Source organism: Gottfriedia sp. S16(2024) (assembly GCF_050473765.1).
Lineage (GTDB): Bacteria > Bacillota > Bacilli > Bacillales > Bacillaceae_G > Gottfriedia.
The window spans coordinates 3,428,975-3,442,260 of the sequence record NZ_JBFLUO010000001.1; the positions used below are offsets into that span (position 1 = coordinate 3,428,975).

Below are 13,286 nucleotides of genomic sequence, written 5' to 3' on the forward strand. Positions count from 1 at the left end.
ACATGCATTAAAAAAGAATATAGAGGAAGTAAGTATTATGAAGGTACTGTAATGAATCGTAAATTGAAAGTAAGTGGTTTTCAATTATTATGTATGATTTTTATGTTTATTAATGGTACATCGCCACCAATTGAAATCTATTCTTTAGCCAAGCAAGATGCATGGATGAGTTTATTAATAGGACTTACTATGGGGTGTCTATTATTTTTTGTATATATAAAGTTATATTCATTTTTTCCTGATGTACCATTTACAAAATATATACAAAATATTTTAGGTAAATATGTTGGAAAATTGTTAGCACTAATCTATATAATATATTTTATTTATATAGGTGCACGAGTTTTGCGTAATTTTGAGGAGTTAATGGTTATTACTCTTTATAATGCTTCATCACGTATTTCGATTGGAATATTAATGATGATTGTAGTCATATATGCAAGTCATAAAGGAATTGAAACATTTGCACGTGCAAATGAATTTATTTTTTTATTTATAATGTTTATTACTTTTATAATTATTGGATTAGAAATTATTTCTGGCTTAATCAATATTAATAATCTAAGACCTGTATTAGAAAGTGGATGGAAACCGGTGTTAAAGGCAACTCCGATATTAATTTCAAATCCTTTTGGTGAGATATTTACCTTTACAATGATTTTGCCATATTTAAATAAACAAAAGAAAGTAGTAAAGGTAGGAATAGCATCCTATCTATTTTCTGGGCTTATATTGACTTTATCTTCAATGTTAAATACTTCCATAATGGGCGTTTCTGACATAGAAAGAAGCATATATCCACTTCTTACAGCTGTTAGTTATATTAGTATTGCTGATTTTGTTCAAAGATTGGATACCTTTATTATAGTAGTTTCGGTATGTAATTATTTCGTGAAGATTACTATTTATTTCTATTGTGCGGTGTCAGGAACAGCAGATTTATTTGGCATTAAGGAAAGTAAGCAATTAGTTTATCCTACTTCCGTTATTATGTTAGTTTGTTCAATGTGGATGACAACGAATTATCTTGCATTACGTAATGAAGCAAGTGATGTTGTCCCCTTTTTACTACAGATACCTCTTCAAATTATTATCCCAATATGTTTATTACTAATAGTGCTAATAAAAAGGAAACTAAAATACCCAGCCTTATAAAGAAATTCTCTGGATTTTGTAGTGCATCCCAAAAGAAAAAATAGCTAGGAGACTACATTTTTGTGGTCTTTTTCTTTTGCTCAAAATCAATATGGATAGACCTCGGACATAAAGCACTAAAGCAATTAAAAGCGATGTCTGGTAATACTCACTTCAAATTGATGAATCAATTGAAAATTTTAGATCCCGATGACATTGAAATTTACATGTATTGCGGACTAATGAGTTATGCAACGAGTATAGGTAAAGAATTAACACTAGAAAAATTTGAAGATATTCTGGATTAGGCTGCTAACTAGAAAAACAATATTATAAAATTAATACTTTCCTACAAGTGATTTTATTTTAATCTGCAAACGATTTAATGAAAAATTTTGCATAAGGATAAAATATTCTTTTTAATTTATTGGGTGTATTCAGAGTGAAATATCAAGAAGGTGTTATAATAAATATATAAATATAAGACTCCTAGACAGATTTAGGAGTCTTTATATTGGTTCACATATTTTGAAGTCTCACGTAAACAAAAATCACATTATGTTCACATCTTGTTCACGAACTTTTAAAAACTCAATTAAAATCTATGGATTTAATTGATGATATAATTGAGTTAAAGATTATTAAATGAACTAATTGTTTTAAAGGTCATAAGTAATACTTATTGCAAATGATAAGTTACTTCTTATTTACTTATGATATACATTGTAATAATATATTATTGTAAGGTATTGAAAAGTTTGGATATAAAATATATTCAGACATTTTTTGCTTAATAGGGGGAAGAACACATGGGGAAAAATGACGTTTTCCAATCTCGTTCGACATTTACTGCGAACGATAAAACTTATCATTATTATCGCTTAAAAGCAATTGAGGAAGCTGGAGTAGCTAAAATCGGTAAATTACCTTATTCGATTAAAGTGTTACTAGAGTCAGTTCTTCGTCAAGTAGATGGAAGAGTAATTACAAAAGATCATGTTGAAAATTTAGCAAAATGGGGAACAAGCGAGCTACAAGATGTAGATGTTCCGTTTAAACCTTCTCGTGTTATTTTACAAGACTTCACAGGTGTTCCAGCTGTAGTTGACTTAGCTTCATTACGTAAGGCAATGGCTGATATGGGTGGAGACCCTGAAGTAATTAATCCAGAAATTCCAGTAGATCTAGTAATTGATCACTCTGTAATGGTTGATAAAGCTGGTTCAGTGGATGCATTAGATTTCAATATGGATTTAGAATTTTCTCGTAACGAAGAGCGTTACCAATTCTTAAGCTGGGCTCAAAAAGCATTTAATAACTATCGTGCAGTTCCACCAGCAACTGGTATCGTACACCAAGTTAACTTAGAATACTTAGCAAATGTAGTACATGCAATTGCAAATGAAGATGGTGAAGTTGTTGCATTCCCTGATACATTAGTGGGTACTGACTCACATACTACTATGATTAATGGTATTGGTGTATTAGGTTGGGGTGTAGGTGGTATTGAAGCTGAAGCAGGTATGCTTGGTCAACCATCATATTTCCCAGTTCCAGAAGTTATCGGTGTTAAATTAATCGGTGCTTTACCAAGTGGAACAACTGCAACTGATGTAGCGTTAAAAGTTACTGAAGTTTTACGTAAAAAAGGTGTAGTAAATAAATTTGTTGAGTTCTTTGGACCAGGTTTGCAAAGCATGCCTTTAGCAGACCGTGCTACAATTGCAAACATGGCTCCTGAATACGGTGCAACATGTGGATTCTTCCCAGTTGATGCTGAGGCACTTAACTACTTACGTTTAACAGGTCGTTCTGAAGAGCAAATTCAATTAGTTGAAGCTTATTGCAAAGCTAATGATTTATTCTATACAGCTGACTTAGAAGATCCTACATTTACTGATTTAGTAGAAATCAATCTTTCAGAAATTGAATCAAATCTATCTGGTCCAAAACGTCCACAAGATTTAATCCCATTATCTGAAATGAAAAAAGCATTCCAAGCAGCAGTTTCTGCTCCAATGGGTAATGCAGGATTCGGTTTAACTGATGAAACATTAAATAAAGAAGTAAACGTTAAATTTGAAAACGGTACTGAAACAACTTTTAAAACTGGTGCAGTAGCAATCGCAGCAATCACAAGTTGTACAAATACTTCAAACCCATACGTTATGTTAGGTGCTGGTTTAGTAGCTAAAAAAGCTGTTGAAAAAGGTTTAACAGTACCTGCTTATGTAAAAACTTCATTAGCTCCAGGATCTAAAGTTGTTAGTGGATATTTACAAGAAGCTGGCTTAATTCCTTTCTTAAATCAATTAGGATTTAACATCGTTGGTTATGGATGTACTACATGTATCGGTAACTCAGGTCCATTAGCACCTGAAATGGAAACAGCTATTGCTGAAAATGATATGTTAGTAACTTCTGTACTTTCTGGTAACCGTAACTTCGAAGGACGTATTCATCCTCAAGTTAAAGGTAACTACTTAGCATCACCACCATTAGTAGTTGCTTACGCGTTAGCAGGTAATGTAAATATCGACTTCTCAGTTGAGCCAATCGGTCAAGATAAAGATGGAAACGATGTATTCTTAAAAGATATTTGGCCAACATCTGCAGAAGTTCAAGAAGTAGTTGCATCTACAGTTACTCCTGAATTATTCAAAAAAGAATACGAAAGAGTATTTGAAGATAACAAACGTTGGAACGAAATTCAAACAACTGATGATTCATTATACAAATGGGATAGCGAATCAACTTATATTGCAAATCCTCCATTCTTTGAAGGATTATCAAAAGAGCCAGGCGTAGTTAAACCATTAGCTGGTTTAAAAATCGTTGGTAAATTCGGTGATTCAGTAACAACTGACCACATTTCACCAGCTGGTTCAATTGGTAAAACAACTCCTGCAGGACTTTACCTACAAAGTAAAGGTGTTAAACCTGTAGACTTCAACTCATACGGTTCTCGTCGTGGTAACCACGATGTAATGATGCGTGGTACATTTGCTAATATCCGTATCCGTAACCAAATCGCTCCAGGTACAGAAGGTGGATACACTACTTACTGGCCAACTGGCGAAGTAATGTCAATTTATGATGCAGCAATGCGTTATAAAGAAGATGGTACTGGATTAATGATTTTAGCTGGAAATGACTACGGTATGGGAAGTTCTCGTGACTGGGCTGCTAAAGGAACAAATCTTTTAGGTATAAAAACAGTTCTTGCTGAAAGCTTCGAACGTATTCACAGAAGTAACTTAGTATTAATGGGTGTTTTACCTCTTCAATTTAAAGATGGTGAAAATGCTGAAACATTTGGATTAAATGGTAAAGAAGTATTTGCTGTTAATGTAGATGAGAATGTTAAACCACGTGATCTTGTAAAAGTAACTGCAACAAAAGAAGACGGTACAACTGTTGAATTTGAAGTAGTTGCTCGTTTCGACAGCGAAGTTGAAATTGACTACTACCGTCATGGTGGTATCTTACAAATGGTATTACGTGATAAATTAAATAATTCTAAAGTAACTCATTAATTTGTATAGAAAACACGGTCTTTATTGGACCGTGTTTTTTTTGTTTGGGTAAGTGGATAGCGATTAAAATCTTTGAATCGCTATTAAAAAGATGGCATCGCAATTAAAAACGTTGAATCGCAATTAAAAGATGGCATCACAAATAAAAATCAGAAACCGCAATTAAATCTGTAGAATCGCAAATAAAAACCAGAAACCGCAATTAAATCTGTAGAATCCCAAATAAAAACCAAAAATCACAATTAAAAACTGCATATCAGTAATTAAACAAACAGAAACGATTAACCCTACACAAAAATGTACTAAATGGATAAAAAAATTACGAATTAATAGAGCATTCATGTAAAAAATATAATAAAAGTGGATCTATATTAAGATAATTTGAATGGAATAAGTATATACAAGCTAATCACAAGAGATATTGTCTAAGAACATAGGCGAGCTTGTTCCACTTTTGTATTTATTATGGTTAAATAGAGATAGTTCATTAAAAGGGTGATTTGTATGAAAAAAGTAATTCCTGTGCTGATACTTTTAGTTGCGTTGGGATATTCAATTTTTCAATTATATGAGAAAAAAGAAGAAGAGAAAAAAGTCAGTAATAATAATGATGCCTATATTGCTTCAATTCAAAAATTAGGTGTTCAAGTTGGACAGCAGGCACCTGATATACAATTGATGACTTTAGATGAAAATAAGGTTAATTTATCTTCATTTAAAGGTAAGAAAGTAATCTTAAACTTTTGGGCTACTTGGTGCCCTCCTTGTCAGGATGAGATACCAGCTTTAGAGAAATTCCATCAAGAGCATAAGGATATTGAAATGATCGGTGTTGCAGATTATATTGGTGAGAAAAAGGATTTAAGTTTTATCAAGAACTTTGTTAATAAAAATAGTATGAATTATAGAATTTTAATTGATGAAAACGGTGATAATTTTCGTAAATATGGTGTGATTTCTATACCAACTACATACTTTATTAACCCGAATGGAGAAGTAGTTTTTAAGCAAATTGGGCCATTAACTGAAAAACAATTAAATGCATTTTTAAAATAAGAAAAAATTTACTAAAATGTAAGAAAACTCTTTTTTTTGGCAATACTAACAACATAAAAAGAAGAGGTGATTGTTTTGAGAAAGAAAAGACATAAATCGTTTCAAGAATTAATTCTTGAAAATAAAAATTCACTATTAAATGATGAAGAAGCTTTGAATAAAATATATGATCGACTAGAAGAACGTTTAGAAAGAAAAGCTAAAGCGGAGTAAATTAGTCATTTTCGAAAATTGAATTTTATTTATAGACAATGAGAAGGGAATTATTTCCTTCTTTTAGTTTGTAGACAAAATACTAAAAGCTTGATTTTCTGACTGATTGTAAGCGTTTGTCTTTCGAGGCACGAAGCCAAGTGAGGAGCGGAACCCTAGACGGTAATGAGCACCGCATACAGGCGAAGTAACGAAGAAAGCGAGCGTTTGGCGGGCAGTCTGAGAGAAGGGAATTATTTCCTTCTTTTTTTGTTGTCAAAATTGGTCATTTTTTAATTTCCTTTTACATATTTACAGCAACAAAACTCATACTATCGCTAGGGGGCGATAAAATGGGAAATCCAAAAAAACATCCTAAAGATTTTGTACCAAATCATATAGGTACTCAAAACAAAGCAGCTGGTGGGAATAAGGGTAAACAAATGCAGTATAAAGATCCTACTGGCAAACAACCAATTGTAGATAACGGGTAAAATCCATAACACAAATTTTAAATTGGAGTGATTTATGATGGAATATACAAATACACCGAAGCCAGATGATCGTAGTGATAATGCAAAAAAAATTCAAGATAATATAAACAACACGAGGGAAAATATTAACGAAGCAGAAGCTTCAATGAAATTCGGAAATGAACAAGATCGTCAAAATGCATTAGCTAAAAATCAACGTCGCGAAGAATCTATCGCAGCACTAGAAAGTGAACTAAAAGACGAACAAGCATTTAATAATACGAATGACTGATTAAAAAAATAAGCTAGGTATTTAGAGTTAGCCTCATAAATACCTAGCTTTTCTTATGCTCTCTTAACTATATTAAAATTAGCTTCAAGAAGCTCCCAATTTTGAATAAATGGTAATCCTAATTTCCAATATGATATACCACGTATATTCTCTTCTTTTATTAAGTTAAACTTAGCTTGAATTGATCTTGCATCTTCGAACCAAACTTCATGTTTTTGACCGTTTGATTCTGTATATCGGAAATGAGGTGCTCTAGCTTTGTTATCGAAAAGAATTTCGTTTGTCATTTGAATTGCTAAATTTGTAGCAGCTTCAGCACTTAATGCTTTAGCCATAGTACCTTGTTTAAATGGAACTTTCCAATCAAATCCATATAAATTTTGGCCCATTACAATTTTTGGTACAGGAATTACCGTCTTTGCATAGTTGATTACTTTACGAACTTGATCAATCGGTGATACGGCCATTGGTGGCCCGCCTTGCCAACCCCAATCATATGTCATGATTACAACGAAGTCCACAACTTTACCTATGTTAGCATAATCATGCGCTTCGTAAAATCTACCTTTTTGGTGTGAACTTGTTTTTGGTATTAAAGTAGCACTCAATATGAATCCTTGTGGTAGCCTTGATTTTACTTTATTTAAAAAATTAATATAAGCTACACGATCAGTTGAAGCAACGTCTTCAAAGTCTATATTTACTTCTCTAAATCCGTATTTATTAGCAGTAGTTATAATTGTATTTATCAGTTTATCTTGAACTGCTGGACTTTGTAATATATCAGTTGCTAGTGATGTTGAAAACTGTCCATTTTCAAGATTTGAGACAACCATCATATAGATACAGCGATTATCCTTTGCGATTTGAGGAATGTTTCCAAGCGGCGGTTCTGATAGTGTACCATCTCTTTTTGCATCAAAGCTAAAATGTGCTAAATACGTTAAATACTTAGCTTCTGTTCGAGCTGATTCTTCAAGTGCTGGTTTTATTGGGTTTGAAGTAGGTTGTAAATAACCAATTGATTCGATATTTCTTTTTTTCCGTGGTGGAAGATGCAGCTTTTGGCCGACATTTAATGAAGCATACGGACTAATTCCACTTAAAGTTGCAATTTGACTTGATGTTACACCATAGGTTAAAGCAAGATCATATAAATTATCACCGGGTTGAACAAAATATTCGTTTCCTGTAGTTGGTACAACAAGCGATTGACCTTTTATTATTTTATAAGGAGCTACAAGAGCATTTGAATTAATGAGTGCTTGGCGTTCAACTCCATAAAAATCTGCAATACTCATTACTGTTTCTCCACTTTTTACAACATGAATTTGCATCAAGTTTATCTCCTTCCATTAAACGTAGATATTCGTCTCTATTAAATATATGCCAAAGAGTTTGGATTAGAAGAGAATAGGTGGAAAAGCAAATTGATTTTGAAAATAAAAAACCTAGCTTTCAGACTGTTGACAAACGCTCGCTTTCTTCGTCTGCCTGCGGTGCTCATTACCGTCAAAGGCAACTCCGCTCCTCATCAGTCTTCGTGCCTCGAAAGACAAGCGCTCGCAATCAGTCTGAAAATCAAGTTTTTGGGATTTCGTATACAAACCGAAACCTAGCCAAAAGCTAGGTTTTTAGGAGAAATATTTATTTTTTTGATTCTTTATCACTATTTGGATCAAGTGGGAATTGAATGATATTTGAGTTGCTGCCTGAGACAGCAGGGAGTTTTCCATCCCATTTTTCTGCTTTTTTGTATTCAATTAATTCATTGGTTAATGTTTTTTGGATTACTTGGTTCGCTTTTGCTTGACCTTGTGCTCGGATTAGTTGTGAATCGGCATCAGCCTTTGCTTCTACTTTTTTCTTTTCTGCCTCTATTTTAGCCGTTTCAAGTTCAATTTTTTTACGATCATTTTCTTGGGCAGCCTGAACACGTGCATCAATTGCATCCTGTGTTTTTGCGTCTGGTTTAGGCGTTCCTAGTGTTAAATTTTCAACAAAGAAACCAAGTACTTTTACATCGTCTTTATAGATTGTTTCTATATCAGCTGAGGCATTACTTGATTTCTCGCCGTATAATTGTAAAACTGTGTATTTTGATACGGCTATTCGGGCTGCATCTTGTAAACGTTTCTTTAAATATGTATCCTCAATTTCTTCGATTGACACAGGTCCAAACTCGTTAAACATTGATACTACTTTAGAAGGATCAATTTTATATGTATATGATAAATCCATTTCAATCCTTTTACCGTCTGAAGTAGCTAATGCAACGTCTTTATATTCTACAGTACGAAGTCGGACTGGATATTCAGTAACTTTATCGAATAAACCTACAAAATTCCAACCTTGTGATAAGGTGTTTTTCTGAATACCTCCATTTGGTGAATAGACAACCCCTACATAACCAGGTGTAATTTTTTCAATAAATAAAGTTGGAATTGCTACAATTAAGATCAGTGCAATACCTGCAATGATTCCTCCAATTAGTTTACGGCTAAAAAATGATTTCCTTTTTTCATTTGGACGAATTTCCATTATGTTTGTCCCCCTTATCTTTTAAAATATTTTTTACTTTAGCTGATTTCTCACCAATTTTTTCAAATGTAGGAGAAAGAAGAAGCCATACCCCGAATAAAAAAAGAAGGATGATTAAGATTGAGCCCACTAGAACCTTCAAGAAGATCGACCTCCAAATTTCTATTGTTAGAAAATTATTAATTTATTATAAGAAAATTATAACATTTAGGATAAGTTAAAAAATAGAACAATTATTAATTTTTTGGTAAAGTATTCTGTAGAAGAATAAGAGGTGAATATATGTTAATTTCAGAAAAATTAGTTGAAGTAAGATATGCAGAAACAGATGCAATGGGTGTTGTTTACCATGCAAACTACTTAGTATGGTTTGAAATTGGACGAACTCAATTAATAAAAGATTTGGGCTTTAATTATGCAGAAATGGAATCACAAGGTGTTATTTCTCCAGTGATTGATTTGAATGTTTCATACAAGAAAAGTCTACGATATGGACAGTCTGCTAAAGTAAAAACAAAAATAAAATCACTTACACCACTTAAAGTGATCTATGAATATGAAATCGTTAATGAAGAAGGCGATATTTGCTGTATAGGAAATTCAACTCATGTCCTTGTTCATAAAGAAACTTTTAGACCGATTAAATTTAAGAAAATGTTCCCTGACTGGTATGAAGCATACGAGAAGGCGATGGGACAGGAATAAGCGATAGAAGAAGCAAAAACAGCATGAATGAAAAAAAGATTAGAGACGAAAAGAACATTAATCTTCAATCTCTAATCTTGCTTTTAAAATTTTACTTTTGGTTCTGTTTTTTCTTTAATTCTTTTTATATTTGGACGATGTTTATATACGACAAAGATTGTAAGTACAATCAAAATATAAGTTATTATATACCCATTGTCTTTAATTAGTCCTGTGTATTCCATTATAAAAGCTAAAATTGTACCTATAAAAGCTGTTAACATTGACGAAAGTGAAACGTACTTTGTTGTTTTTAAACTAATTGCGAAGATAATAATTAAGCAGATAAAAAGTAGTGGCGATGCATATAACAAGATCCCTGCAGAGGTTGCTACCGCTTTACCACCTCTAAAACCAGCAAATATTGGGTACATATGACCAACAACAGCAACTAGGCCGATAATTAAAGGGTGAATTCCATGATAATGGAATAATACAGGTAGAGAAGCTGCTAGTGTTCCTTTTAAAATATCTCCAAGCGTTACAATAATGCCTGCTTTTTTACCTAATGTGCGGAATGTATTTGTCGCACCAAGATTTCCACTACCGTGTTGACGAATATCTACTCCGTAAAATATTTTTCCAACTACTAAACCGAATGGTACAGATCCGATTAAATAGGCTAGTACAATAATGACCAAACTCATTTTCTAGCTCCTTTTCAAACAATAATAAATTAGTGCAGTATCATATGATTTTATCACAATTTTAAGCGAATATATAGATAGTTGCTTTAGAATATTAATTCAAATGAGGAAATAAAGGACATTTTATTTTAGGTAAAATTACTTATATATACCAATGTTAACGGAAGGAAAAAAATATGAACCCGACAGTTTTAATCATTGAAGATGAAAAAAGATTAAGAGAAATCGTAAAAGAGTATTTCGAAAACGATCAATTTACAGTGATCGAAGCAGAAGATGGAGAACAGGGCATAAAAAAATTTAACGAAAATCAAGTTGATTTAATTATTTTAGATTTAATGCTACCGAAATTAGATGGATGGGAAGTTTGTAAGTTAATTAGGGAGCAATCAAGTATTCCTATCATCATGATCACTGCTCGCTCAGAAGAAGAAGATCAATTACTTGGGTTTGATCTTGGTACAGATGAATATGTGACAAAGCCATTTAGTCCTAAAATTCTAGTAGCAAAAGCAAAGAGTGTACTAAGAAGAACAGCTGATCTAAAAGAAGAAGATAAAGATTCTAAAACGATTTGTGGAATTACGATCAATACGTCATCAAGGACAGCTTCAATTAATAATGAAATATTACAACTTACGAATAAAGAGTTCGAATTATTATGTTATTTAATTGATAATAAAGGCATCGTTTTATCAAGAGATCAATTATTGAATAATATTTGGGGCTTTGATTATTTTGGTGATGGAAGAACAGTTGATACACATATAAAAAAACTTAGACATAAATTGGGAGACAAAGCAAAGCATATAGCAACAGTTATTAGAGTTGGCTATAAGTTTGAGGAGTAAGAAGATGAAAAATAGTATAGTCCGTAAACTTTTTTTATCAATAACGTTATTATTGGTTATTTTTTTATTAATTGTATTTGTTGGTCAATCAATCTTTATGCAATCTTTTTACACGAATAAGAAAGTAAATATTGTAACAGAGGAACTAACACAATTTGCTAAAGGGTATAAAGCAGGTAAATTTAACAGTAATCAGTTTCAACAAGAATTATCAAAACTATATTCGAAATACAATACAACTTTAGCGGTTTTAGATAAAAGAGGGGTACTAAAAGCTGAGAATAATTTTGATTTAACTGTTCTTACAAATGAAGGGAAAAAGGTATATGTACCTTTAAATAATTTATTATATTCGGATCAAATAGATCGTATTTTAGGTCTTAATATTAAAGAAAATTCGAAGATTACAATCCGAGGTTATGTTCAAGATGATTACTTTATTCCACTTTATATAAAAACGAATATAGGTGTGTGGCAAGAGGAAAATCAACCTTCTAACCCTATTCAATTGTCAACTAAAGATAGTCTTCAGGAAATGGTGAATATTGAAATTAAAGGGAAAGTTGTTAATTTACATTTACCAATTGCAAATCAATATTCATACTCAGCTCAAATGAACTCATTAATGGGTGCGATAACTGATTGGACAAAGAGCAATGAAGATTTTTCTAAATATACTCAAGAGGATTTTCCATTAATTTATCGCTATTTAGACCGAGTAAATGGATTAGAAAATAAAGTTTTTATTTACCCAATTAATACTAGTAAAGGTTCAAAAGAAGTTATTTTTGCGATTACATCGCTACAACCAGTAAATGAAGCAATGTACGTTTTAAAAGATTTTTATATTTACGCATTTATAATTGCTTTATTATTGATTGTGATCGTTTCTTTTTACTATTCGAAATTGATTACGAAGCCATTATTGAAAATGAACTCTGTAACAGATCAATTAGCAAAGTTAAATTTTAACGAGAAAATTGATATTCAATCAGATGATGAAATTGGACAATTATCAAAATCAATTAATTCATTATCTGAGAATTTAGCTAGTACGATTGAAAATTTACAGCAGGCAAATGTTAAATTAATGAAGGATATTGAAAAAGAAAAGCAGTTAGAACAAACAAGAAAAGAGTTTATTAGTGGAGTTTCCCATGAGCTGAAAACGCCACTGAGTATTGTGCAAAGTTATGCAGAAGGTTTAAAAGATGGATTAAATATTGAAAAAAATGGTTATTATGCAGATGTAATCCTTGAAGAAGTTGATCGGATGAACGGCTTAGTTGTCGATATGCTAGAACTTTCCAAACTTCAATCGGGTACATACACACTTAAAAGTGAACCTTTCTTAATTGTGGATTGCATCGAAAATGTGATTATTCGCATGTTTGAAAATAGTAGTAATCATTGTAATTTCAATTTTAATCTAGATGAAGATACACTCGTAATTGGTGAAAAAAGAAAAGTAGAACAAGTGATCATTAATATCCTTTCAAATGCAATCCATTATGGTAACCCAGGTAGTGAGATAAAAATGAATTTATTAGATGAAGGGGAATATGTAAATATCTCTATTTTTAATGAAGGTAATCCAATTCCTGCTGACAAAATTGATAAAATTTGGGATCGATTCTATCGAATTGATGAATCTAGAAATAGACAAAATGGTGGAACAGGTTTAGGTTTAGCAATCGTAAAAACAATCCTTGACTTACATCATTCAACTATAAAAGTTCATAATAAGAAAGATGGAGTTGAATTTATTTTTAATTTGAAAAAATATTTGAATTAAATCAAAAAGTTCACAGCAAATACAC

General features: G+C 31.9%; 13 protein-coding genes. 9 read left to right on the forward strand and 4 right to left on the reverse strand.

Features of this window, described 5'->3' with window-relative positions:
• Nucleotides 1-51 precede the first annotated feature (51 nt).
• The 6 genes from AB1282_RS16140 (at nucleotide 52) to tlp (ending at nucleotide 6,683) form a co-directional block, all read left to right on the forward strand.
• Nucleotides 52-1,155 carry a GerAB/ArcD/ProY family transporter gene (locus AB1282_RS16140; RefSeq protein WP_056476755.1) on the forward strand — a complete coding sequence of 368 codons (1,104 nt, stop codon included), beginning with the start codon at nucleotides 52-54 and terminating at the stop codon, nucleotides 1,153-1,155.
• A 788-nt stretch (nucleotides 1,156-1,943) separates the two neighbouring features.
• Entirely contained in the window at nucleotides 1,944-4,670 is a 2,727-nt protein-coding gene (gene acnA / locus AB1282_RS16145) for an aconitate hydratase AcnA (protein WP_056476757.1), read from the forward strand.
• A 504-nt stretch (nucleotides 4,671-5,174) separates the two neighbouring features.
• Complete coding sequence (locus AB1282_RS16150) at nucleotides 5,175-5,726, forward strand: TlpA family protein disulfide reductase (protein ID WP_429899541.1); 552 nt, start codon at nucleotides 5,175-5,177, stop codon at nucleotides 5,724-5,726.
• Between the two features lie 75 nt (nucleotides 5,727-5,801).
• Nucleotides 5,802-5,939 carry an FbpB family small basic protein gene (locus tag AB1282_RS16155; protein ID WP_082459651.1) on the forward strand — a complete coding sequence of 46 codons (138 nt, stop codon included), beginning with the start codon at nucleotides 5,802-5,804 and terminating at the stop codon, nucleotides 5,937-5,939.
• 332 nt (nucleotides 5,940-6,271) lie between these two features.
• Nucleotides 6,272-6,412, forward strand: a complete 141-nt coding sequence (locus tag AB1282_RS16160; protein WP_056476763.1) for an acid-soluble spore protein N — start codon at nucleotides 6,272-6,274, stop codon at nucleotides 6,410-6,412.
• Nucleotides 6,413-6,449: 37 nt separating this feature from the next.
• Complete coding sequence (tlp, locus tag AB1282_RS16165) at nucleotides 6,450-6,683, forward strand: small acid-soluble spore protein Tlp (RefSeq protein ID WP_056476766.1); 234 nt, start codon at nucleotides 6,450-6,452, stop codon at nucleotides 6,681-6,683.
• Between the two features lie 53 nt (nucleotides 6,684-6,736).
• Here the strand turns inward: tlp and AB1282_RS16170 are convergent, their stop codons facing one another.
• From AB1282_RS16170 to AB1282_RS16180, 3 genes are all read right to left on the reverse strand, one after another.
• Nucleotides 6,737-8,023: a glycosyl hydrolase family 18 protein gene (locus AB1282_RS16170; RefSeq protein ID WP_056476769.1), complete on the reverse strand. Its 1,287-nt coding sequence runs from the start codon at nucleotides 8,021-8,023 to the stop codon at nucleotides 6,737-6,739.
• Nucleotides 8,024-8,330: 307 nt separating this feature from the next.
• Nucleotides 8,331-9,224: a prohibitin family protein gene (locus AB1282_RS16175; RefSeq protein WP_429899542.1), complete on the reverse strand. Its 894-nt coding sequence runs from the start codon at nucleotides 9,222-9,224 to the stop codon at nucleotides 8,331-8,333.
• Entirely contained in the window at nucleotides 9,205-9,366 is a 162-nt protein-coding gene (locus tag AB1282_RS16180) for a hypothetical protein (RefSeq protein ID WP_172795449.1), read from the reverse strand. Before AB1282_RS16180 ends, AB1282_RS16175 begins: the two co-directional genes overlap by 20 nt.
• Before the next feature lie 140 nt (nucleotides 9,367-9,506).
• Here AB1282_RS16180 and AB1282_RS16185 point away from each other — a divergent pair, with 140 nt between their 5' ends.
• Nucleotides 9,507-9,929 (forward strand): acyl-CoA thioesterase, encoded by a 423-nt coding sequence (locus AB1282_RS16185; RefSeq protein WP_056476772.1) that lies wholly within the window; start codon nucleotides 9,507-9,509, stop codon nucleotides 9,927-9,929.
• An 83-nt stretch (nucleotides 9,930-10,012) separates the two neighbouring features.
• Here AB1282_RS16185 and plsY read toward each other — a convergent pair whose 3' ends face one another.
• The gene (plsY, locus tag AB1282_RS16190) at nucleotides 10,013-10,615 is read right to left on the reverse strand and encodes a glycerol-3-phosphate 1-O-acyltransferase PlsY (protein ID WP_056476774.1); all 603 of its coding nucleotides are present in this window, start codon (nucleotides 10,613-10,615) and stop codon (nucleotides 10,013-10,015) included.
• A 176-nt stretch (nucleotides 10,616-10,791) separates the two neighbouring features.
• Here plsY and AB1282_RS16195 point away from each other — a divergent pair, with 176 nt between their 5' ends.
• On the forward strand, nucleotides 10,792-11,466 hold the full coding sequence (locus AB1282_RS16195; protein ID WP_056476776.1) for a response regulator transcription factor: 675 nt from the start codon (nucleotides 10,792-10,794) through the stop codon (nucleotides 11,464-11,466).
• A 4-nt stretch (nucleotides 11,467-11,470) separates the two neighbouring features.
• Entirely contained in the window at nucleotides 11,471-13,261 is a 1,791-nt protein-coding gene (locus AB1282_RS16200) for a sensor histidine kinase (RefSeq protein ID WP_429899543.1), read from the forward strand.
• The last annotated feature ends 25 nt before the right edge of the window (nucleotides 13,262-13,286 follow it).

Excerpts from the sequence above, each read along its gene's own strand:
- AB1282_RS16140 (WP_056476755.1), top strand. The coding sequence starts at position 52 with ATGAATCGTAAATTGAAAGTAAGTGGTTTTCAATTATTATGTATGATT.
- acnA (WP_056476757.1), top strand. The coding sequence starts at position 1,944 with ATGGGGAAAAATGACGTTTTCCAATCTCGTTCGACATTTACTGCGAAC.
- AB1282_RS16150 (WP_429899541.1), top strand. The coding sequence starts at position 5,175 with ATGAAAAAAGTAATTCCTGTGCTGATACTTTTAGTTGCGTTGGGATAT.
- AB1282_RS16160 (WP_056476763.1), top strand. The coding sequence starts at position 6,272 with ATGGGAAATCCAAAAAAACATCCTAAAGATTTTGTACCAAATCATATA.
- tlp (WP_056476766.1), top strand. The coding sequence starts at position 6,450 with ATGGAATATACAAATACACCGAAGCCAGATGATCGTAGTGATAATGCA.
- AB1282_RS16175 (WP_429899542.1), bottom strand. The coding sequence starts at position 9,224 with ATGGAAATTCGTCCAAATGAAAAAAGGAAATCATTTTTTAGCCGTAAA.
- AB1282_RS16185 (WP_056476772.1), top strand. The coding sequence starts at position 9,507 with ATGTTAATTTCAGAAAAATTAGTTGAAGTAAGATATGCAGAAACAGAT.
- plsY (WP_056476774.1), bottom strand. The coding sequence starts at position 10,615 with ATGAGTTTGGTCATTATTGTACTAGCCTATTTAATCGGATCTGTACCA.
- AB1282_RS16195 (WP_056476776.1), top strand. The coding sequence starts at position 10,792 with ATGAACCCGACAGTTTTAATCATTGAAGATGAAAAAAGATTAAGAGAA.
- AB1282_RS16200 (WP_429899543.1), top strand. The coding sequence starts at position 11,471 with ATGAAAAATAGTATAGTCCGTAAACTTTTTTTATCAATAACGTTATTA.